General features: G+C 58.3%; 14 protein-coding genes. 5 read left to right on the top strand and 9 right to left on the bottom strand.

Annotation, left to right across the window (positions count from 1 at the left end):
- The first annotated feature begins 138 nt into the window (after positions 1-138).
- Together HCU66_RS13965 and HCU66_RS13960 are read left to right on the top strand one after the other, a co-directional pair.
- On the top strand, positions 139-3,282 hold the full coding sequence (locus HCU66_RS13965) for a transglycosylase domain-containing protein (RefSeq protein WP_205889041.1): 3,144 nt from the start codon (positions 139-141) through the stop codon (positions 3,280-3,282).
- A 150-nt stretch (positions 3,283-3,432) separates the two neighbouring features.
- Positions 3,433-8,484, top strand: coding sequence for an NEL-type E3 ubiquitin ligase domain-containing protein (locus HCU66_RS13960; protein ID WP_205889040.1), 5,052 nt, complete (start codon positions 3,433-3,435; stop codon positions 8,482-8,484).
- A 65-nt stretch (positions 8,485-8,549) separates the two neighbouring features.
- On the opposite strand, the gene HCU66_RS13955 is transcribed toward HCU66_RS13960, so the two are convergent.
- The 6 genes from HCU66_RS13955 to HCU66_RS13930 form a co-directional block, all read right to left on the bottom strand.
- The gene (locus tag HCU66_RS13955; protein WP_241015491.1) at positions 8,550-9,794 is read right to left on the bottom strand and encodes a hypothetical protein; all 1,245 of its coding nucleotides are present in this window, start codon (positions 9,792-9,794) and stop codon (positions 8,550-8,552) included.
- A gap of 71 nt (positions 9,795-9,865) precedes the next feature.
- The gene (locus tag HCU66_RS13950) at positions 9,866-10,366 is read right to left on the bottom strand and encodes a CS1 type fimbrial major subunit (protein WP_205889039.1); all 501 of its coding nucleotides are present in this window, start codon (positions 10,364-10,366) and stop codon (positions 9,866-9,868) included.
- A gap of 59 nt (positions 10,367-10,425) precedes the next feature.
- Positions 10,426-11,166 (bottom strand): molecular chaperone, encoded by a 741-nt coding sequence (locus HCU66_RS13945; RefSeq protein ID WP_205889038.1) that lies wholly within the window; start codon positions 11,164-11,166, stop codon positions 10,426-10,428.
- Between the two features lie 46 nt (positions 11,167-11,212).
- Entirely contained in the window at positions 11,213-12,472 is a 1,260-nt protein-coding gene (locus HCU66_RS13940; RefSeq protein WP_205889037.1) for a hypothetical protein, read from the bottom strand.
- A gap of 17 nt (positions 12,473-12,489) precedes the next feature.
- Positions 12,490-15,012, bottom strand: coding sequence for a TcfC E-set like domain-containing protein (locus HCU66_RS13935; protein WP_205889036.1), 2,523 nt, complete (start codon positions 15,010-15,012; stop codon positions 12,490-12,492).
- A gap of 81 nt (positions 15,013-15,093) precedes the next feature.
- Positions 15,094-15,588, bottom strand: a complete 495-nt coding sequence (locus HCU66_RS13930) for a CS1 type fimbrial major subunit (protein WP_205889035.1) — start codon at positions 15,586-15,588, stop codon at positions 15,094-15,096.
- 473 nt (positions 15,589-16,061) lie between these two features.
- On the opposite strand from HCU66_RS13930, the gene HCU66_RS13925 reads away from it, so the two are divergent.
- Together HCU66_RS13925 and HCU66_RS13920 are read left to right on the top strand one after the other, a co-directional pair.
- Complete coding sequence (locus HCU66_RS13925) at positions 16,062-16,637, top strand: PadR family transcriptional regulator (protein ID WP_205889034.1); 576 nt, start codon at positions 16,062-16,064, stop codon at positions 16,635-16,637.
- Positions 16,634-17,425 carry a siderophore-interacting protein gene (locus HCU66_RS13920; RefSeq protein WP_205889033.1) on the top strand — a complete coding sequence of 264 codons (792 nt, stop codon included), beginning with the start codon at positions 16,634-16,636 and terminating at the stop codon, positions 17,423-17,425. The genes HCU66_RS13925 and HCU66_RS13920 overlap by 4 nt, the downstream gene beginning before the upstream one ends.
- A 55-nt stretch (positions 17,426-17,480) precedes the next feature.
- Here HCU66_RS13920 and HCU66_RS13915 read toward each other — a convergent pair whose 3' ends face one another.
- The 3 genes from HCU66_RS13915 to HCU66_RS13905 all read right to left on the bottom strand — a co-directional run bounded on the left by HCU66_RS13915 (position 17,481) and on the right by HCU66_RS13905 (position 19,908).
- Positions 17,481-18,125, bottom strand: a complete 645-nt coding sequence (locus HCU66_RS13915; protein ID WP_205889032.1) for a Pr6Pr family membrane protein — start codon at positions 18,123-18,125, stop codon at positions 17,481-17,483.
- 2 nt (positions 18,126-18,127) lie between these two features.
- Positions 18,128-18,358, bottom strand: coding sequence for a VF530 family protein (locus HCU66_RS13910; RefSeq protein ID WP_205889031.1), 231 nt, complete (start codon positions 18,356-18,358; stop codon positions 18,128-18,130).
- 161 nt (positions 18,359-18,519) lie between these two features.
- Positions 18,520-19,908, bottom strand: a complete 1,389-nt coding sequence (locus HCU66_RS13905; RefSeq protein WP_205889030.1) for an aminotransferase-like domain-containing protein — start codon at positions 19,906-19,908, stop codon at positions 18,520-18,522.
- A gap of 349 nt (positions 19,909-20,257) precedes the next feature.
- Here HCU66_RS13905 and HCU66_RS13900 point away from each other — a divergent pair, with 349 nt between their 5' ends.
- Positions 20,258-21,463, top strand: coding sequence for a benzoate/H(+) symporter BenE family transporter (locus HCU66_RS13900; RefSeq protein WP_205889029.1), 1,206 nt, complete (start codon positions 20,258-20,260; stop codon positions 21,461-21,463).
- The last annotated feature ends 33 nt before the right edge of the window (positions 21,464-21,496 follow it).

Below are 21,496 nucleotides of genomic sequence, written 5' to 3'. Positions count from 1 at the left end.
CCATTGCCACAACAGCCCCCTCGCCACAGGTCATGGTGCGTACTCGATATTTGGTTGTTCACAATTTTTTCACCAACGCCAACCACCGTCTAAGCTTCAAACAAGTCCGATCAATCTGCGTGAATGGATCAGTCGACTATGGGCGCTTTGTGGCAAACCGATTCGAGTGAAACCGTGGTTCCGACTGACCGTGTGGATGAAGCGCCTTTACCTGAGAAACCCCGTCGTTCCCGACACGGCTGGGGGGCATTCTGGTTGCTGCTGCTGATTATCCTGATTGTCCTGGGCCTGGCCGCGACCAAGGAAATGCGCACCGCCAAATTTCAAGCCCGGGAAATCAGCAAATATGCCGCCTCGCTGAAATACGAGCTGCAGCCCGGCCCCAGCAACGCGATTCGCTACCCTGGCGACGGTCCGTTCGATCAGCGTCTGGGTTACAGCGCCCTGGATGAGTTCCTGCCGCGCCTGATCAAGCGCGATTACGTGGTGCAAGCACAAACCCGCTTTTCGCCTGCGCTGATGAACTACAGCGACAAGGGCTTTTTCATACCCTATGCCGAGAAAATCCAGGCCGGGTTGTCGATCACCGATTGCCGCGCGGCCCCGCTGTACCAGTTCAAGTACCCCCAACAGCTCTATTCAAGTTTCGAAGCGATTCCTCCGGTGGTGGTCAGCAGTTTGCTGTTCATCGAGAACCGCTTCCTGCTCGATCCCCGTCAGCCCCTGGCCAACCCCGCCGTGGACTGGCCGCGGTTCGGCATGGCGGCGTGGTCCCAAGTGGCCAAGCTGGTGGGCCTGCCCGGCCAGTCGGCGGGCGGCAGTACGCTGGCGACGCAGCTGGAGAAATATCGCCACTCGCCCGATGGCTTGACGATATCGGGCGCGGAAAAAATCCGGCAGATGATTTCCGCCAGCGTGCGGGCCTATCAGGCGGGGCCGCAAACCCTCCAGGCACGGCAAAATGTGATTCGCGACTACCTCAACAGTGTTCCGTTGTCGGCAGTACCGGGCCACGGTGAAGTGCATGGCATGGCCGAAGGTTTGCGCGTGTGGTATGGCGCTGATTTCAACAAGGCCAACGAACGGCTGGCCAGCACCGACACCGATCAGAAAAGCCTGGCGGAAAAAGGCCTGGCCCTGCGTGAAATGCTGTCGCTGATGATTGCTCAGCGCCGCCCTTCCCATTACTTGACCAAGGGCCGTGATGAATTGGCCAGTCTGACCGACAGCCATATTCGCCTGCTGTCACAAAATGGGGTGATCGATGCGCCGCTCGCGGCGGCGGCACTGGCCAGCAAAGTGACCTATCGCGACTGGCAGACACAGCCCACCATTCAACCGATCGAAACCAATAAAGGCATCAGTGTCGCGCGCAGTCGTCTGGGCGGTTTGCTCAATCGTCCGCTGTATGACCTCGACCGCCTCGATCTCTCGGCCACCAGCACCCTGCAAGGCGAGCTGCAAGCCCAGGCCACCGCGTACCTCAAGCATCTGGCCGACCCGGCCTATGCAGCGGAAATCGGCCTGATCGGCGAACGCCTGCTCACCCCCACCAGCACCACGCAGGTGCGCTACAGCTTCACTCTGTTCGAACTGACCCCCGATGGCTCGCGGGTGCGAGTGCAGACCGACAGCACCGACCAGCCGTTCGACATCAATGAAGGCAGCAAACTGGAACTGGGCTCCACCGCAAAAATGCGCGTGCTCACCACGTACTTGCAGATCATGGCCGAACTGCACGATCGCTACGCCACCATGACCGTTGCCGAACTGAAGAAAACCGAAGTCGCCGACCCGGACCACCTGAGCCGCTGGGCCGTCGATTACATGATTCAGAACACCGACCGCAGCCTGCCGAAAATGCTCGGTGCCGCACTGGATCGCAAATATTCCGCCAGCCCCGGCGAGGCGTTTTTCACCGGTGGCGGACTGCACACGTTCGTTAACTTCCGCAAGGAAGACAACGGCCGCCTGCCGACCCTGCGCGATGCCATTCGTGAGTCGATCAACCTGCCGTTCATCCGGCTGATGCGTGACCTGGTGCGCTACAGCACTTACGCGGGCCCCAACAGCAGCGCCGAATTGCTCAAGGACGACCGCGACCCGCGGCGTCAGGAATACCTGGCCCAGTTCGCCGACCGCGAAGGCACCGCGTTCCTGCTGCGGTTCTGGAAAAAGTACCAGAACAAAGACACCAAAACGCGGCTCGAGACCTTCCTCGACAGCATGCACCCGACACCGATTCGCATATCCGCCGTGCATCGATATCTATTCCCCCAGGCCGATCAGGAGAGCTTCAACACCTTCGTGCGCTCGCACCTCAAAGGCGCCAAGCTCACGGAAAAACTCACCGACGAACGCCTCGAACGGCTGTACCTGAGTTATGGTCCAGGCAGCTATGACTTGCCGGATCAGGGCTTTATCGCCAAGGTTCACCCGCTGGATCTGTGGTTGATCGGCTACTTGCTGAACAACCCCGATGCCAAGTTCAGCCAGATCGTCAAAGCCAGCCAGTTCGAACGCCAGGAAGTTTACAGCTGGCTGTTCAAAAGCCGACACAAGGGTGCCCGCGACAGCCGCATCCGCACCATGCTGGAGATCGAGGCATTCCTGGACATTCACCAACGCTGGCAGAAAGTCGGCTATCCGTTCGATCACCTGGTGCCGTCACTGGCCACCGCCATCGGCAGTTCCGGCGACCGCCCGGCAGCGCTGGCGGAACTGATCGGCACCATTCTCAACGATGGTGTCCGCCTGCCGACGCTGCGCATCGACAGCCTGCAATTTGCGGTCGACACCCCCTATGAAACTCGACTGATCAATAATCCGATGGTCGGCAAACGCGTGATGCCTTCGGAGGTGGCAACCGCCATGCGCGAAGCGCTGTCGCAAGTGGTGGACGCCGGGACCGCCAAACGTGTTTCCGGCAGTTTCAAACTGGCCGACGGCACGCCGCTGGCCATGGGCGGCAAAACCGGTACTGGCGACAACCGTATCGAGGCGATCGGTTCCGGTGGACGGATCCTCAGCTCCAAGTCGATCAACCGCACGGCGACCTTCGTGTTTTACATTGGCGATCGCCATTTCGGCACGCTCACGGCATTCGTTCCGGGGCGCACGGCGGAGAACTTCAAGTTCACGTCGGCTCTGCCGGTGCAAGTGCTCAAGGGCATGGCGCCGATCCTGATGCCTTATCTGCAACCGGGCAGTGATTCGCAATGTCGACCGGCTGAAGTTGCACGGCTGGCCATCCTGGATACACCAACAGGTAAACACTATTGAAGCGTGCGGGGCGGTAATTATTTATTTTACGCATTGCAATATTCAATGAATTACCTATATGCGCAGCCATTCAACAACAGGCATTTAAACTATTATTTTCAGCTTTGAACGTTAGGCTGATGGTTCCTGACTTTATTCAAGGCTTTAATAATGACTGCAACAACCAAATACAAAGGGCAACATTACGACTTAATTAAATCGCGTATTGATTCCGTTTTTACCGGTATGCCATTGCACCGAAGCGACGCATTAAGAAACACTCGCCTGCATCGTGAGTCGTGGATGACCGAAGCCCCGCAACCCCATCAAGATCGCCTCGCCTCCGCCAATAAAAAAGCCTGGGGCGCACAGAACAAAATCGACAAATTATTAGGACGTTTGGAAGACGTTTATTCATTTGCCGAACCCTTGCTCAAGTCAAAGCTACGCGAGCAATACAACATCGATGTGGACGTCAAAAACACTTATCTAAGGCTATACACCCCCAAAGACACTCCGTGGCATACCATTCATGTAGTTACTGGACACTTGACAAGAACAGTTTCGTTACTGGATGCCGCATTGCATAACTTTGCATACAACGAAACATTTGAAACAAATTCCGCCTTCATTAACAAAACCGATCCCGCCCGAGAGCTGTTCGATATTTCGCCGATCGACAAAAAGATAAGTGTCAGCCAGTTTCAGGCGCTGTGCCGGGAACTGGACCTCGGCTCACAGTACAAGGCCCACCTGGAAACCCTTTTGCTCAACAAAGAACCGGTGGCCGAGACCTATCTGAAAACGCGGGTTCAACAAAGTCAGCAAGCCGCGCTCAAAGTGGCGGCGCACATGGCGTTGATGAAAAAAGACATCAGTCGCAGAGCTCATAAGCTGATCATCGAGTTGCTCGATGGCCGCCCGGATCTGAAGCTTGACGACCAGCCCATGCTGGCCTGCGATCTGGGCCTGATGGATCTCACCCTCACAAGCATCCTGATCATCAGACCGGATCCGGGTTCAGCGCAGCGCTCACAAAAAATGATTGCCTACGTGCCCCATGATCCCGAACACCCGCTCAAGGAATACCCTTCCACCCTCCAATTCATGAAGGAACTGAGCCGTCAGTTGCGGGAAAACCACACGCTGCCGTCTACCGGCATCACCTACCGTCAGTTCTTCAGCCAGTTCGTCGATCATGAACAGCGCGGTCATTTTTTCGCCGGGCTCGAACAACGCCTGACCTACGTCAAATGGTACCCAAAGGAGGCGACAGATCCGCGTCCGTCATGGCGGGAAACCCCGGTGGACAATCCGCGGCTGCAATTCAGCGCTCCGCCGATCACACAGCCACTGTGGACCTGGCTCTACCAGCAACAGCTGAACAAAATCCTCAATGACGCCCGCGTCATCGCGGTATCTACCGCCGACGCGGACAGCAATGCGCGCTGGGCCTGGTGGGAGAATTTCAAGAAGATCGCTTCGGACATCTTCAATGCGGCGTTGCTGATACTCACGCCGTTCGTTCCGGGACTGGGTGAGCTGATGCTGGCCTATACCGCCTATCAACTGACCACCGAAGTGGTCGAAGGCGTGGTGGATCTCGCCCAAGAGCATTGGGCCGATATGGCAGAACACATGCTCGGCGTCGTGACCGATGTGATTCAACTCGCCGCATTCGGTGCCGGTAGCGCGATCGGCACGCAATTTCGTCTCAAGCTTTCGCCCTGGGTCGAAGGCATGAAACCGGTGCAGTCGTTCGACGGCAAAACCCGCTTGTGGAACCCTGACCTCAAGCCTTACGAGCAAGCGGAACTGGCGCTGCCGAGCACCTCGAAACCCGACGCTTTGGGCCTGCATCAACATGCCGGCAAAACCGTTCTGCCCCTCGACGGCAAACACTACGAGGTGAAATACGATCGCGACAGCGGCCGCCATCGCATTCAGCATCCCTCCCGACCGCAGGCCTATTCGCCGCAGCTGCGTCACAACGGCCAAGGGGCCTGGACTTACGAAGGAGAAAAACCGCACGACTGGGAAGGCCCGACCTTGATGCGACGCCTGGGCCATTGCGTAGACGGCTATACCACCCCGGAACTGGAAAACCTGCGCGTCATAAGCGGGACATCGGACAATGCGCTGCGCAGGATATACGTCGAAAACGCCGCGCCACCACCGTTGCTGGCCGATACCCTCACACGCTTCAAAACCTGGGACGAGGCGAAAAATGTCAGCCAGCTGATTCGCACCGGACAGCCGCTGGATCCGGCGTCCTACTGGTTTGAGCGGATGGTACCGGACATGCCCGGCTGGCCCGCCGACAAAGCCCTGAAGGTCTTTAACGGCGACATGAGCGGTAGCTTTCGCAAGTATGGCAATCCCCAGGCCCCGGACGCACAGACGCTTGCCATCAGCCTCTCGGACATGATGGCCGGCAAACTCCCGGAACGGCTGGTGAACTTCCTGGACGATGCCGACATGAAGGCTTTGCTCGGCAACGAGTATCCGAAAGGCCGGCGGGCACAGGTCTTGCGCGATCAATTGGCGGATGCCGTGGAGACGCGCACACCCGATATCTTCAACTACCAGTACCGGCTCAAGGATCACAACGACGATGCCCGGGTTCAGCTGCTGCAGCGGCAATATCCGCAACTGCCTTCGAGGGTCGCTGAAACCCTGCTGACGAGGGCGACGCCCGACGAACAGCACATCATGCTCGAAGAACGACGCCTCCCCTTGCGCCTGAAAGACCAGGCCCGGGAAAGCGCCTTTGAGATCAGCGCTGCGCGCGCGGCTGAAGGCTTGCATGAGCCGGCACTGCTGGTGCCCGACACCGAGCGTCTGACCCTCAACACCCTGAAATTTCATACCGACACCTTGGCCGGTTTACGCATCGATGTGCGCGATGGCACCTATGACGGCCCGCTACGCTGCAGCGTAGGCAGCGCAGAGGCCGCCACTCAGCGAGTGCTGATCAGGGATGAACATGGCCGCTATGAAGTGCGCGATGGCACCAACAATAAACTGCAGGAGGCCGGAGACTTGTATGACGCCATCCTGCTGGCCCTGCCCGCAGACAAGCGAGCTGCCCTGGGCTACCGCGCCGGGCAAGGGGAAATGTTCAGGCAATGGGTGATGGCCAAAACCCAGGCGCCTGCCGAGCGCAGGATCTTACTCGCGCGGCCCCCGATTCGCCCGGTCGTGCCGCCGGAAACCGAATTGCTGCTGCGCGGAGGGTGGCTGTCCAAGGGCGCTCGAACCGTGGAAGAGAAAGTCCAGAACCTCTATCCGCATTTCAATGACACTGAAGTCGCGGCCTTCAGCCGGTCGTTGCATCGCAGCGGCGATCCCCACCTGGAAATCGATCGGCTTGAACGCGAACTCAAAACGCTGAAGCAAACACTTGAACAATGGCGGCAACGCTATCTGAGTAGCTGGGATGGCGATAGCCCCGATACCAACCTGCCTCGGGCCTATTGGGAGTACCAGCGTAAGGGAGGACGCTTCATTGCCGACCGGCTGCTGGAGTGTTTCGAACGCAAGTCCGAAGTGTTCGGCGAGCGCTGCGCAAGTCTGGAAAACGGTTATGCGCTGGATCTGTCCAAAGAGTTCCTGTCCCATGACCTTGAGCGTTGGTGGGGGGAAATGCCGGCCGATCTCAAACCCTGGCTTGAACAGGTCACGACCTTGAGTCTGGATGGTTCAAGGTTCAACCCGGCTTCGAATGGTCTGTTGAAGGACTTTCATCATATTCGTCAATTCAGCGCCAGAAGCTGCGGATTGGCTGCCCTACCCGACAGCGTCGGCCAGATGCGGCTGCTTGAGACCCTGCGCCTGAACGACAATCAGATTCGGTTGACGCCTGCCACCGTGGAGCAACTGCGTAACCTGACACGCCTGGAAACCCTCAGGCTGGATAAGAATCCTTTGGGCCTTGCGCCGAACGTCGAACGTATGCCGAGGCTCAAGGTATTGAGCCTGCACGACGCGGGCATCGATGCGTGGCCCGCGGGGCTGTTCGCCAAGCCCCGGCCCCGGGGATTTTTTCTCGACCTGTGGGCAAATCCGATCAAAAAAATACCGCAGGTGCCACTCGGCTCCGATGAAGCGCGGCTCATCGCTCGCACTCGTGTCGAAACGCGCAGGTTTTCATCCACTGCCCTACTCACTTACGACCAGTACAGATCGTCAGCGGGTTTACCGAAGTACCAGACCTATTCAACTGTCGCCGAAAACTTGCTCGAGCAGTGGCCGATCTTCAATGACAGCTTCGGGAGTGACGAAACAGCGGGAATAGGCACTTATCAGGGCGAGGCGTGGCACGCGGTCGCCAGCGAGCCCAACTCCGACGGGTTCTTCAGGGTGTTGCAAGACCTGACCCGTTCCGCCGACTACAGGCTGGGAGGAGAAACGCGCAATCAATTGTCCGACCGTGTGTGGCGGATGATCGCTGCCATGGACATCGACACCCAACTGCGCGAAGACCTGTTCCTCATGTCGACCGATCCCGAAGGCTGCGAGGACGCCAGTGCCCAGCTATTCAACAACATGGGCATCAGGGTCCTGGCATCGGAGGCCCGCTCGTTCTCGACCCACCGCGCCGAGATTGAGCGCAAACTGGTGACGCTGGCCAAAGGCGCGGCACGTCTTGGGCAAGTGAGCGAAATCGCCCGAGCCGACATCAAGGCTCGCGAAGGCAATCCCGACGAGGTCGAGGTTCACTTGGCCTACGAAACGGGGCTGGCCAAACGCCTGGAATTGCCCTGGCAGTCCGAAGCCATGAAATTTCGTCCAGTCGCCGGCGTCGACGACGAGACCATCACCGAGGCCTACGACAAGATCATCAACCAAGAGGCCGGCGACGGGCTGGTCAACCAGATGATCGAGCAACCGTTCTGGGAGCAATATTTGCGCGAAACCTGGCCGGGAGAACTCGTCGCCAACACCCGCGCTCATCAGGCGAAGGACGGCCTGCTGATCGATTTGCAGGCTGCCCAGCACGACTGGATTGAATCGGCACACTTGCCGCCGCAGCAACGGGATTTGCGCAGGCATGCACTCAGTGAGCTGGCGCGCAAACTGTCGATACCTGAGCAAGAGGTGTTCACAGAACAGAAGATGAGCGAGGAAACCTATTCTCGCTGGGTGGAGGACATCGGTGATCAGGAGAAGGAGCTGCGCAGAACGCTGACACGCGAGGCCATGGTTCGGGCGGGGATCTGACCTCACTCGACTGGCGCCCTGAAGGCAATGTATCGATTGCCTTCAGGGCACAGCGGTGACCGGACCTACACTTCCGAATCCCAGATCACGGTGACGTTGCCGGCATACCGCCTGGCCTGGCCGGGCTGCAACATCTGCTCAAGATAGAACGCCGGTATTTCGAAGTGCAGCGTGCCCGCCGCCCGCTCCAGGAAATGCCCCGGTTGAAAGACCGTGCCTTGCGCATTGTCCGTCAGAGGCCTGCGTTTGACCGGTTGGCCTGTGTTATCGGTGATGCCGTGGGGCAGGCTGACGCTCATGTAGACCTGGGGAAACGTCGAGCCGCTTTCGGTATCGCGCAACGCACAGGCACCGATACCGGCATGTTCGCACTGAAAGAACATCTTGAATTTTGAAGACGTTGAAATGTTGAAGGTCTGATCCCGGAACAATCGGGCGGGCCGGCGTCCTTCCTGCAGCCAGGCTTGCCAACCCCCTTGCGGCACCAATTCGATTTTGTGGCCCCCGGGCGGAAGGTCGACCTTGAGCATGTGCTGGACATCCAGAACGAACCTGAAGGTCAGGCTGGAATTATCCGGCAGCAGGTTGTCGCCCATGTCGAAATCGCCGCCCGGGCCAACGGCATACCTAAACTCGCCGGTGTAAATTCCCGCCGACATGGCCAGTGGATTGGGGGTGCGCAGTTCATAGCCCACATCCAGATAGTCGTAGGACATCCACGGAATCAGGAACGCGGCTTGTTTGCTGCAGGCTGATTCGAGCGGTGTTCTCCAGAAAAACCTATAACTGTCTGGAGAATGGCTCGCATGTGAGCTTTGCTGACAGGGGTTGGGCGCGCCCCCTCCCCATGAACCGCCGTTCCACAGCCAAGTGTGCCCTTCCAGATCATTCGAAGCTCCCGTCAGATTCACTGCCGTGTCGCTCAGGACATATAGAGATCCGATGCCTCCAATCCTTATCTCCACCGTATGTGCTTCGCCTGTTACGACGTTCGACACGGTCAGGCTACGCCACTGGGCCGGCGCCTTGAGCGTCGCCCCGGCGCGTTCGGGCGCGCCGGGCTCGATGGCATGGCTTGCCGAAAAGCGCAGGGGAAGTCTCAGGCCGGACAGATTGTAGGGCTTGCAATCATCCGCGAAAGTGGCGCAATGACCGCTCTGCGGGGTCTTGTTGATAAATTGATTGTTTTGCGGATTGGCAGGATCAGGGACGAAACTGGCGCGGATCTCCTGGGTTATCGCTTGCGCTGACAAAGAAAAAATCCCACCGAACACATAAGCAAAGGCGCATCTTTTAATGATCTTATTCAATTTCCGACCCCTTGGAATCATTCTCACATCCTTGCACTAAAGACCTTGTTTCTTGCGCTTTGGATTTCCTCTCACCCCCCTGGGGCCGCGACATTGAAGATGATACTGACGGTGCCGTAGTAATCCCCTGGATAGTATGTACTGTCGGCTCTGGGTTTGATTTCCAGCATCACCCGAGCGCCGCCCCTTGCCTCTTCTGCAGTAACAACTTGCTGAGGAACAGGGTGATGGCTGAGCTCCTTGCCATTGAAACTGACCAGCAAATTGATGTTCTCCCGGGAGTCTCGCCCATTGGCCAGATGAGGGTAACTTTCCAGGCGCGCCTCAATAGCACTGCTGTCATGTTTGACGTCGAAAGTCCTGCGTAAACCGCCAAGCTTTCTAGTGTTCACATCCCAGGGCAGCACTTGTTCCCGGTGAATCCAGTCGGGTTCACTGGGTATGACATAAAAATTCAAAGTGGGAATATCCACCGAAACGAAGAATTCGATTTCTTCCCGCGCGGCGAATGCCCAGGCGCTCATCAACGCCAGCCCACTGGCCGATGTCAGAGCGATCCATTGTCTGATCATTTTCCGATACCCGTTACATGCAAGAGAAAACAGCGATGGAGACGTGCGAGGGTTGACGGTCAACCAGCGACACGCAGGTTCTTTTTCGTGTCACCCTCCACCAGGATGAATCGGTACTCACGCCCAGCCTTCTTCTCGAATTCAAACGACTTGCCCGCCATGACGTGGTGTTTAGTGGTCGGCTCGCAGTCGGTCTCCACGGCTTTTGAACAATTTTTGAACTCATCGATCACCACCACCGTGTTGCCGTTGTTACGCACTTTGTAAATGCCTGCACTGTCGTCGATCACACTGTCGAAACGGGCATCCTTGGGCCGCACGAAGAAAATCGTGCCGAAACCGGCCATCACGTTCACGCCCGCGGTCAGGGTCTTTTTGTAGTCCTCGCGCTCTTCGCTGGACACCGCGAACTCGTCTTCCTTTTCCGGCACCACCGGCACGAAACGCACCCGGAAATAACGCTCCTTGTCCCGTTCGCCCATAAACAGCAACCGGGTGCCCTGCATGCCCTGGGCCGGAATGATCAGACGGGCCGGACTGGCCATCAGACCGTCTCGGGCACTGGCATCGGCTTGCACTTTGACCGGCACTTCGGAAGACGTGCCGTCGGCGTTATAGATGATTTCCAGCACATTGATCTTGACGAATGCGGTGCTGTCACCGCTGTTGTACACCCGTTTCAAGTAGGTACTTTTATCGCCGGGCAAATAGTCATACACCACGCCGATATTGATATTCGGACCGGCTTGCGCACTTTGAAAAGGCAAACAGGCGGCCAAGAGCAGAACGAGTCGCTTCATCTGAAAAAACCTCAACTTAAATACAATGACTCATCAGGGGATACGATCAAATTTCCGAATCCCAAATAACTACGACAGTACCGGAATACCTGACCCCCTTATGGGCCTTCAATATGCGATCTGTATTGGCTTTATTGATTTCAAAATGAAGTACTCCCGGCTTGCGTTCGACGTAACTTCCAGGTTGAAAAATGACGGCACCCGACGGCGTGGGTAAAAGTTCCTGCTGCTTTACAGGCCTTCCATTGGAGTCGGTCAATCCGTTCGGCAAGCTCACGCTCACCTTGAAGGGAGTGCCGTCAGTGGTTGCATCATTCATTAAAATGCACTGGGCCGTTCCAAGGCCGCACTCCAGATACATCTTGAACCTGGAACTGGCTGTCATTAGAAACGGTTGATCGCGAAACAATCGCTCCGGCGCACGCCCCGAGCTCAGCCATCGCTGCCATCCACCTTCGGGCTGCAAGGCAATCTGGTTGCCACCCGGAGGAAGCTCGACCTTGAGCATGTGTTGCACATCCAGAGCAAAATCCAGGATCAGAATCGAGTCATCCGGGATCATGGCATCACCCATGTCGAAAGCGCCGCCCGGACCAATGTTAAATTGCAGTGCGCCGATATACCGCCCGGTGGACATGCCCAAAGGATTGGGTGTGCGCATTTCATAGGCAAAGTCCAGCGTGCGGTAGGAAAAGCCCGGAATCAAAAACGACGCTTTTTTACTGCACACTGCCTGGACCGGGGTTTTCCAGAAAAAGCGGTAGGTGCTATCGCCATAAGCCCCGACACCGCTATACAAACAAGGGGGCGGCGCATACACCCAACTCTGCCCACCCCACAATTGCCGGTGTCCTTCAAGGGCACTCGGCGCCCCCGTCAGGTTTTGCACGGTGTCGCTCAGCACGTATTGGGTGCCGATCCCTGAGATAAAGACCTCGACCCTTTCCGTTTGCCCGGTCTCAGTGTTTGTGACAGTGATCGGCGACCAGCCTGCCGGCACCCTGAACATCGCACCGTTGCGCTCGGAAGCACCGGGCTGGATCGAATAAGCTGAATGAAAGTTGATGGGCAGCCTGATGCTGAACACTCCATTGGCCTGGCATTCACCGGGATAGTCCGCGCAATAACCACTGATCGGGGTGGTGTTGATGAATTTATTGCTGTTCGGATTGGCCGGGTCAGGCCTGAACACCGCCGTGATTTCCTGAGTGACCGCATGCGCAGGCACCACCGTGATCACCAGCAGTAACGCAAGCCATTGGCCAAGCCTTCGTAGCCGCCCGGTCGAGACAGTACGTTCGATCATTGAAGATAAATGCTCCATCAACCTGCCTTCTCCTGAATGATGGTCGCGTCGGCCAAGGTATCCGGGCTGCAACGCAAATCCCCGATCATCAGCACATTGTTTTCCACCCGCCCTTGTTCCGGATCGAGGCGGAACTGACACAGCAACTGATCGGCGTAGCGAACTTCCAGGGTGGGTGAACCCGCGTTCATTTCCATGGAGAAGAACCCGTCCACTTCACTCACTCCACGGCTGGCGTGATTGATGACGTGATGCCCCTTGAGCGGACGCCCTTGCGGGTCGAGCAGGCGGCCGAGCACGGTCAGGGTTTTCATCACCCGTACCTTCCTGTACTCCACGCCTCCCTTGTTCATGTGATAGCGGGTGCGTGCCGGCTCAATGGCGGCCGCCGGCACATCGTTGCCTTCGAAGTCGAAGCTCACAGAACTGTTCTTGTAAGCGGTGAGGGGAATGAAGTTGCGACCCGGCCGCAAGGCCGCACTGCCGCCGCTCAAGTCGTCGGCGCGCAGGGCGATGCCATCGATATCGGACTCGACATCCACGATCATTCCCGCCCCTCGCCCCTGATGCTGGCTGGTCATCACGATCTGCTGCCCGCCGATGGCCACGGTGCTGTCGAGGTTAAGGCCACCGGTGTAATTGCCGTTGTAGGACGAGCGCTGGACGAAACCATCGCCATTGACGGTATCGGTGCTGAAATAAGCCTGTCCGTTCAAGCCGATTCCGTAGGTGTCGGTGATCACGGTCGCCGCCACGCTTTGCAGCACGTGATCCTCAAGGGTTTTGCGGTAACCCAGCGAGGCGTTGTTGTCGCGGCTGCCGTCCCGCGCGGTACGCGTGCCGATGCTGCCGGAAATCTGCTGCCCCGGGCCGCCGAGCGCCACGTTCAGGCTCAGGTCCACGCCACGGTTGCGCGCATCGCCGCTGCTGAAGCTGCCGGGGCGATCGAACAGCGACAGCCGCCAATTGGCGTCACTGCCGAGCACCATGGTGCGCTGGGTCCAACCCAGGTCGACGCCGACGCCTTCGACGTTGCCCTCGCTGTGGGCCACCCGGGCGTTTAGCGAACTGTTGCGGCTGACGCGGTGGTTCAGGGCCAGCGACGAATTGCTGGTCTGCCCGGTAAACACGTTGCGCTGACGAATGCGAGTGCCGTCGGGCAAGGTGTCATAGGTGTTAGTGGTATCCAGCCAGCTGCGGTTGTGACTGATCACCAGGCTGCCGGCGCCGTAGTTGTACAGGCCTTGCAGATCGATCCCGGTGCCATGGTCTTCGGTCTGGTAAAAGTTGGCGTACATACTGGTGCTGTTGGCCAGGGTCCAGTCGATGGAGGTGCCGTACTGCAGCTTTTCCCGAACCTGACGCGCCGACAGCCCGAGAACGACCCGCGGGTGCAACAGGTAATTGAGCGAAGCGCCTGCGGTGGCGTCGCCGCTGGCCTGTTTGTCCCAGTTGCTGAGCAGTTTGGTTTCCTGTCCGGCAAACAGGTTGTAGCGCCAGCGCTCGTCGGGGTTACGCCAGTTGCTCGGCTTGTAGACCAGCTCCTGGGTGCTCGATGTCGTCTGACCGTCCTCGATCAGGCGCACTTCCACTTCATAAATGCCGCCGGGCAAGGGCCGGGTATCGAGGGTCTGCAAACCGGCGGGCACCGACTGGGTGTTGATCAGCAGACCATCGCGATAGATTTCCACCGACGCCTGACGGTTGGCGGTGACATAGATCGGGTAGACGCTGGGGTTTTGCAGGTCGATCGCCAGGCTGTCGGAACTGCCGTACATCACGCCCACGGTGGTATCGGGGCTGGTGCCGAATGAGCGCGGCTGACGGGTCAGGCCTTCTGACGTGGGGGTGAAATAGCCCAGGCGCAGAAAACTGCCTTGCAATTCGCGCTGGGTATGCAGCTCGTACACCGCGTGATAGAGCTTGTCGTCCGGGCCACCGAGACGCGCCAGTTGCATGTTGAAGGTCTGGCTCCAATTGCCCAGGCTGCCGTTGGCTTCCAGGCCGAAACGCCCGCCCAGATCCTGTTCCTGGCCGCCGTTGAGGTTGAGCTGGTTACGCACGATAAGGCCGGTGCTGCCATTTTCCGGCTGATCGTAGAAACGCTTGGCCTCGGCGTCGCGCTCGGCGTTCTCGGTAAGGATGGAGACCAGGGAATTTTCCAGGTTGTAGTGCACCGCCAGCATCTGCTCAGGGCATTGGCTGGTGCAGGATCCCAACGCTACGCCGGGCTTGAGATAGCTCGCCCATTTTTCCCGCTCGGCGGCGCCGAAACGGTTTTCGCTGGTATCGGTGAATTCGAGCAGGGTGATGCGGTCATCGCGTGATAACACAATCATCGCTTCGCCCAACGGCTGTTGGTCGAGTTCGACCCGAACAGCCAAGGGGACATCAAAAAAGTGCTCCTCGAAGTCTTTCGGCAAGCCTTTGGCCTGCGCAAGCAAACTACGCGGTGTCGTACCGGCAGGGGCAGGAGCCGCTACTGCGCCAACACAAAACAACAGCGCAAGTGCAGCCGCGATAGGGGTCATCGGGAACATGAACACGGACTCTGATTGCGAACGGAAAAAGTCCGGCTGACAGACATTCGTGTCAGTCAGCCGGCTTTGTTACTTCACGGGTTAGAGCACGCCGCCGACCGGAGGAACAGCGTCGAACATCATGGTGACCGCGCCGGTGTAATCGCCCGGGGTGAAGTTGGTGCCAGCGGCGGTGATGCGCAGCGGTGCACGGTAGTTCACATCGGACTCGGCTTCGCCAACGACCATTTGCGGGGTCTGGGTCAGTACCTTGTTGTTGAACTCGACTTTAAGATCGATGACGCTCGAGCCGCCGACCAGTTTCGGCACGCCTTCCAGGTAGCCATGAACCGAACCGTTGGTGTTGCGCACATCGAAGAAACCTTCCACGGGTTTCATGGTGCCGGTGATCGGGCTGAAGCTCATGTCCTGATCCTTGTTGACCAGGTCAGGGTCAGTCGGCACCACATAGAAACCGTTGGTCGGCACATGGGCGACCAGGCTGATGGAGTGACGGGCTTCACCGGCGGCGAACGCCACGGAAGAACTCAGAGCCAGTACAGCCAGCGGGGTCGCGATTGCAATTTTCTTGAACATCGGTCAGTACCTGTTTTCTTTTAAAGGATCGAAACATTGAAAGTTCAAATAACGCCTGCCGATAAAGGCTGTGTTGATTTGAAGTTTCAACGCCGGGGCATGATCGACCGTTCACTCTGGAAAGTAAGCAGGCAACTTCCCATGAGCGCGTAGTTAAACATCCTCATGACCAGAAAGAAAAATAACCTGATTTTCAATATTCATAAGATCGACTGTAAGTTATTCCCTACATACAGTTTCAGAGAAAAAACCATACAGCGATTTTAACTATGCCACGTGCGTTCCCGGGCAACATCTAGAACATATACTCTATTATTAATAGAGTATTGGCTTTAACTTTCCAGTTATTCCTGCCATGGCCTCGCTCAGGCTGCCCCCACTCGTCGGCGCAGGAAAGCGATCATGAAAAAATCCTTGCACACGCCAAAAGATATATCTTAAGTTGTATCTAGACATGACGAGAGAGCAGAAAAATGAGAGACCATCATTCCCCCCACCGTGAGCACGGCGATGGCCGCGACAGCTTCGAAAAACGCCCCGGTCGCGAACGCGGCAGCCGCGGCCCACGGGTGTTCGCTCCCGGCGATCTGAAGTTGTTGTTGCTGGCCATGATCGCCGAGCAGCCGTGCCACGGCTATGACCTGATCCGCCAGATCGAAAGCATGTTCGACGGCGCCTACAGCCCCAGCCCCGGCGTGATCTACCCGACCCTGACCTTCCTTGAAGAAAGCGAAATGATCCTGGGCGACGCGGAGGGCGGAAAAAAACGCTACAGCATCACCGACGCCGGACGTCTTTCACTCAGCGAGCAAGCCATTGCGCTGGACGGTGTGCGCATGCGCATCGAGGTCAGCAAGCGTTCGCTGCGCGGCCAGGATCGTCCGCCCGAGATCCATGAAGCGGTGCACAACCTGCGTCATGCCTTGCAAATGCATCACGGTCGTTGGAGCCCGGAAGAAATCCTGCGGGTGCGCGACCTGCTCAACAACACCGCCAAAGCCATCGTCGATGGCCCTGCCGTTCAATCTGCCGAGGAGACCGCCCAATGACCGACGTTATCGTGCCTTCCCACACCATTCACCGCGTCAGCCACGAGCTCAAACGCCGGCGTCTGCAAGTGCTGCGGGTGGTCGACCTGACCCCGCGCATGCGCCGGATTACCCTGGGGGGGCCTGAGCTCGCGGGCTTCGTCAGCCTCGGCACGGATGATCACGTCAAATTGCTGTTCCCGCAGAACGCAGCGCAACAAGCGGCGCTGGAAACCCTGGTACTTGGCGCTGGCAAGGACAACGGGCCGATGCCGGCGATGCGCGACTACACGCCTCGTCGTTATGACCTGAATACCCTGGAACTGGACATCGACTTCGTCCTGCACGGCGACGGCCCGGCCTCGACCTGGGCCGAGCAGGCCAAACCCGGACAGTTCCTGCACATCGGCGGGCCACGGGGCTCGATGATCGTGCCGGATATCTTCGACAGCTACCTGCTAATTGGCGACGAAACCGCCCTGCCGGCCATCGCCCGTCGCCTCGAAGGCCTGGCGGCCAATCGCCGTGCGCTGGTGATCGTAGAGGTGGAAAACGGCGCCGAACAACAACGCCTGGAAAGCGCTGCGCAGGTCGATGTGATCTGGGTGCTGCGTGAAGGCGGCAGAAACAACCTGCTGACCACCGTGCAGCAAATCAAGGTGCCCGCTGGCAATCTGTATGCGTGGGTGGCGACCGAGACCAAAGCATCGCGGCAGATCCGCCGGGTATTGCTCGATGAGCATGGCCTGAACGAGCCGTTCGTGAAAGCCGTCGGCTATTGGCGGCTGGAGGACAGCGACGAGGAATAACCGCTGTGCACGCTTTCTGTGGCGAGGGAGCTTTCGCCCTCGCCACAATCAGTCTTCACTTGCGATCCCTGTGCCACCGATCCAACCCGATCAACAACAGTGAAACCAGCACAAACCCCGCCAACAATCCCCCGGCATTCACGAACACCTGTGGATAACCGAGTTTGTCGACATCAATGAACGGATAGGGATAAACCGCCAGCAGATGCCCACGCCATAGCGAATAGCCGAAGTACACCAGCGGATAAATCACCCACAACGCAATGTGCCGCAGGCGCAGCGTCCCTTTGGGCACACAGCACCACCAATAAACCAGAAACAGCAGCGGCATGACGTCATGCATCAGCTCATCGGCCAGCCATTGCCAGCCTTCGGGATGCCATAGATGTCGCAGCAACAGGCTGTACGCCACGCCGACCACGGCGATGCTCACCGCAATCGCGCTGCTCACCCACGGCTGCAAAAACCAGCGTCGCGCCGCCGACTCGCGGGACGTCAGTTCGCAGGTCAGCACCACCGCCACCAGCGTGTTGGTCAGCACGGTGAAAAAGCTGAAAAAACTCACCAGCCCGCCTAGCAGACTGGCCGCGATACTCCAGCGGGCATAGAGAATCAGGTACAGCTGAATGCTCAGTCCCGCCCAACCCAGAATCGCCGCCAAGGCAACAAAACGACGCCTTGCGGCCGAGGGTATGACCATGCTCAAACGGGGCGCTTGGTGCGCATCAGCTTCACGTACAGGCGTTCGACCTTCTCCCGCGCCCATGGAGTTTTGCGCAAAAAGGTCAGGCTCGACTTGATGCTCGGGTCGCTCTTGAAGCAGCGGATATCGATACGCTCGGCCAGCCCCGACCATTCGTAGTGTTGAACCAGGGCGTTGAGGATTTGCTCCAGCGTCACGCCGTGCAGGGGGTCAGGGTTGTGTTCGGTCATGCCGGGCCTTTGAGCGATGGAAGAATGGGAAGCCGCGCACCTTAGCGGAGGCTTTCGTCCGGTGGAAGGGTTCCGGACAGAGGCCTTCATCAGATGCTGGATTAACTGTAGGCGAGTTGGCCATCGTCTGAGAGACAAACACCAGTAGATAGAGCCTGGGATCAGTAGTAACGACGCGGGTCCGAATCGATCAGGCTGGCCAGCTTGGTCAGGGCAAACCGCAATTCGTCCTGGCTGGTGGGCGACATCAACACCAATCGCACACAGCGGGTCATCCCGTTACGCTCGGCCTGGAACTGGGTGCCACTGAGGACCAGCACGCCGTTGGCACGGGCCAGCATGGCGAATTCGTCGCTGGTCCAGGGCTCGGGCAGCGTCAACCAGACGTGGTAGGCATACGGCTGGGTCTTGAGCTCGAAATTGGCGAAGATTTCCTGAGCGATCGCCTGCCGCCCGGCGGCTTCGTTGCGCTGAATACGGATCAGCTTTTTATCCAGTCCCTCGGTGATCACATTGCTGGCCAACTGAGCGGTCAACGGCGAAGGCATCCAGACGCTGCTGCGCACCATGGAGGTCAGGCGCGACAGCAGTTTCGGCGGGCTATAGAGATAGCCAATCCGCAAGGCCGGCATGACCGCCTTCGACAGACTGGTCAGGTACACCGAACGATCCGGAGCGAACGCCGACAGCGGTTTGATCGACGGGTCGGTGGCCAGAAAACCGTAGATGTCATCGTCCAGGATGATGAAGTCGAACTCCTCGGCCAACGCGGCGATCTGCGCCCGGCGTTTTTGCGACATGATCGCGGTCGTCGGGTTCTGGCATGTCGCCACGCAGACCAGCATGGCCGGTTTCTCACGCTGGCACAGTTCGCGCAGCGCTTCGGGAATGATCCCTTCGTCGTCCATTGGCACGCCACGCAGACGTCGTTCCAGACCGTGGGCCAGGGAAATGATGCCGGGGTAGCAAAGCGCCTCGCAGAGCACCAGATCACCGGCGTTGGTCAGCGCACTCATCGCGACCATCAAACCATGCTGCGCGCCTGCGGTGATCACCACTTGCTGCCATTGCGCATCGGGCAATGAATGGCGCAGCCACTGCGCACCCGCCTCGCGATGAGCCGGATGACCGCCATCGGGGGCGTAATCGAGGGCATCGGCAAAATCCGTGCTCTTGGCCATGCCCACCAAGGCTCCGCGCAACCAGTATTCCAGGGTGTCGCTGGAAGGCTTGATGATCGAAAGATCCAATAATTCAGCCTGCCCCAGATTCAGCGGGGCCGCATTGTTGCTGGCTGGCAACTCCAGCTGCTTCTGGTTGAGCACATACGTGCCACGCCCCACTTCCCCCTGCACCAGGCGCCGCCGATGGGCTTCGCTATAGGCACGGCTAATGGTGCCTGGCGTGACATTCAGCTTGGTGGCCAGCTCCCGCAGGGTCGGCAGACGATCACCTTCGTTCAACACGCCGTTGCTGATATCGCGCGCCAACGCATCGGCAATCGATAAATACATCGGCTGGTTGAACTCGCTTAGCTGAGGAACCCACATGAATGATCATTACCCATCGTAGAAATGATGAAGATCCGAGCATATCACAGGGAGGTTAGGCAACTAATAAATGGACTCAATCGGCAAATTGAGTCGATTGATACGGCGATTGAATCGAGAGACATCTTTCATTCAGAATATTTTTCATCACATTATTTTCTTAACAATCAAGTGCTTGCTTGTACAAACGCTGACTAAGCACGCCCCCATAACAAAAAACATATCGCAACAACCGCGCCGACCTATTGAATCAACTCAATTCATTAAAATACACTCATCTCGAATCGAATCAATCGACTCAATCTCAATTCTGAATCACCGCGTGCCCGCCACGCCAAGTCGAGACATCATGGACACACTCAGAAAGGATCTATCCCTGTCAGCGATCATTGCAGGCTTCATCGCCGTGATCATTTCCTATGCCGGCCCGCTGATCATCGTGTTTCAGGCGGCCCGGGAGGCGCACCTGCCCAATGATCAAGTGTCGTCCTGGATCTGGGCCATTTCCATCGGCAGCGGCATTACCGGTCTGTTGTTGAGCTGGCGCCTGCGGGTTCCGGTGATTACGGCATGGTCGACACCGGGCGCGGCGTTGCTGGTGTCGATGCTGCCCACGGTCTCCCTGCCCCAGGCCATTGGCGCCTACGTGATGGCTTCGGTGATTATCGCGGTGGTCGGCCTGTCCGGCGCGTTCGACAAACTGATGAGTCGCCTGCCCAAAGCCATTGCTGCCGCCATGCTCGCCGGCATCCTGTTTCGTTTCGGCGCCGAACTCTTCACCTCGATCAAGCTGCAGCCGGGCATGGTGCTGTCGATGATCGCGGCCTACCTGCTGTTCAAACGCTTTTCACCGCGCTACGCCATCCTGTCGGTATTGATTGTCGGCTGCGCCGTGGCCGCCTCGTTCGGTGAACTCAACACCGGTTCGATCACCATCGATGTCGCCCGACCGATCTTCATCGCACCGCAGTGGAGCTGGCACGCGATCATCAATATCGGCCTGCCGCTGGCCCTCGTCACCCTGACCGGGCAGTACGTGCCGGGTATGGCGGTGTTGCGCACCTCGGGCTACAACACCCCGGCGCGCTCGATCATTTCGGTCACCGCCATCGGATCAATCTTGATGGCGCCATTCGGCTCCCATGGTTTAAACCTGGCGGCCATCACCGCCGCTATCTGCACCGGCCGCGAAGCCCATGAGGATCGCGACAAACGTTACATGGCCGGGATCGCCTGCGGGGTGTTCTACATTCTGATGGGCATCTTCGGCGCGACCCTGGCCTCGGTGTTTTCGGCCTTGCCCAAAGAGCTGATCGCCTCCCTCGCCGGCCTGGCCCTGTTCGGTGCGATCAGCGCCGGGCTGACCGGCGCCATGGCTGACGAGAAGCAACGTGAAGCGGCACTGATCACCTTCCTGGTCACCGCCTCGGGCATGAGTTTCCTGGGGCTGGCCGCGGCATTCTGGGGGCTGATCTTCGGGCTCGTGGCACATTTCGTACTGACCTACACCCGGGAAAGCAAAGCCGCGACCGTTGCAGAAGCGGTCGACCGCTAATTTGAAGCTCGATGATTTAACCGTGGCGGACAC

The sequence above is a fragment of the Pseudomonas frederiksbergensis genome (assembly GCF_017114915.1).
Taxonomy (GTDB): Bacteria; Pseudomonadota; Gammaproteobacteria; order Pseudomonadales; family Pseudomonadaceae; genus Aquipseudomonas; species Aquipseudomonas frederiksbergensis_I.
Note: the sequence above shows the minus strand (reverse complement) of the source record. Positions and strands in the feature narration are given on the sequence as shown.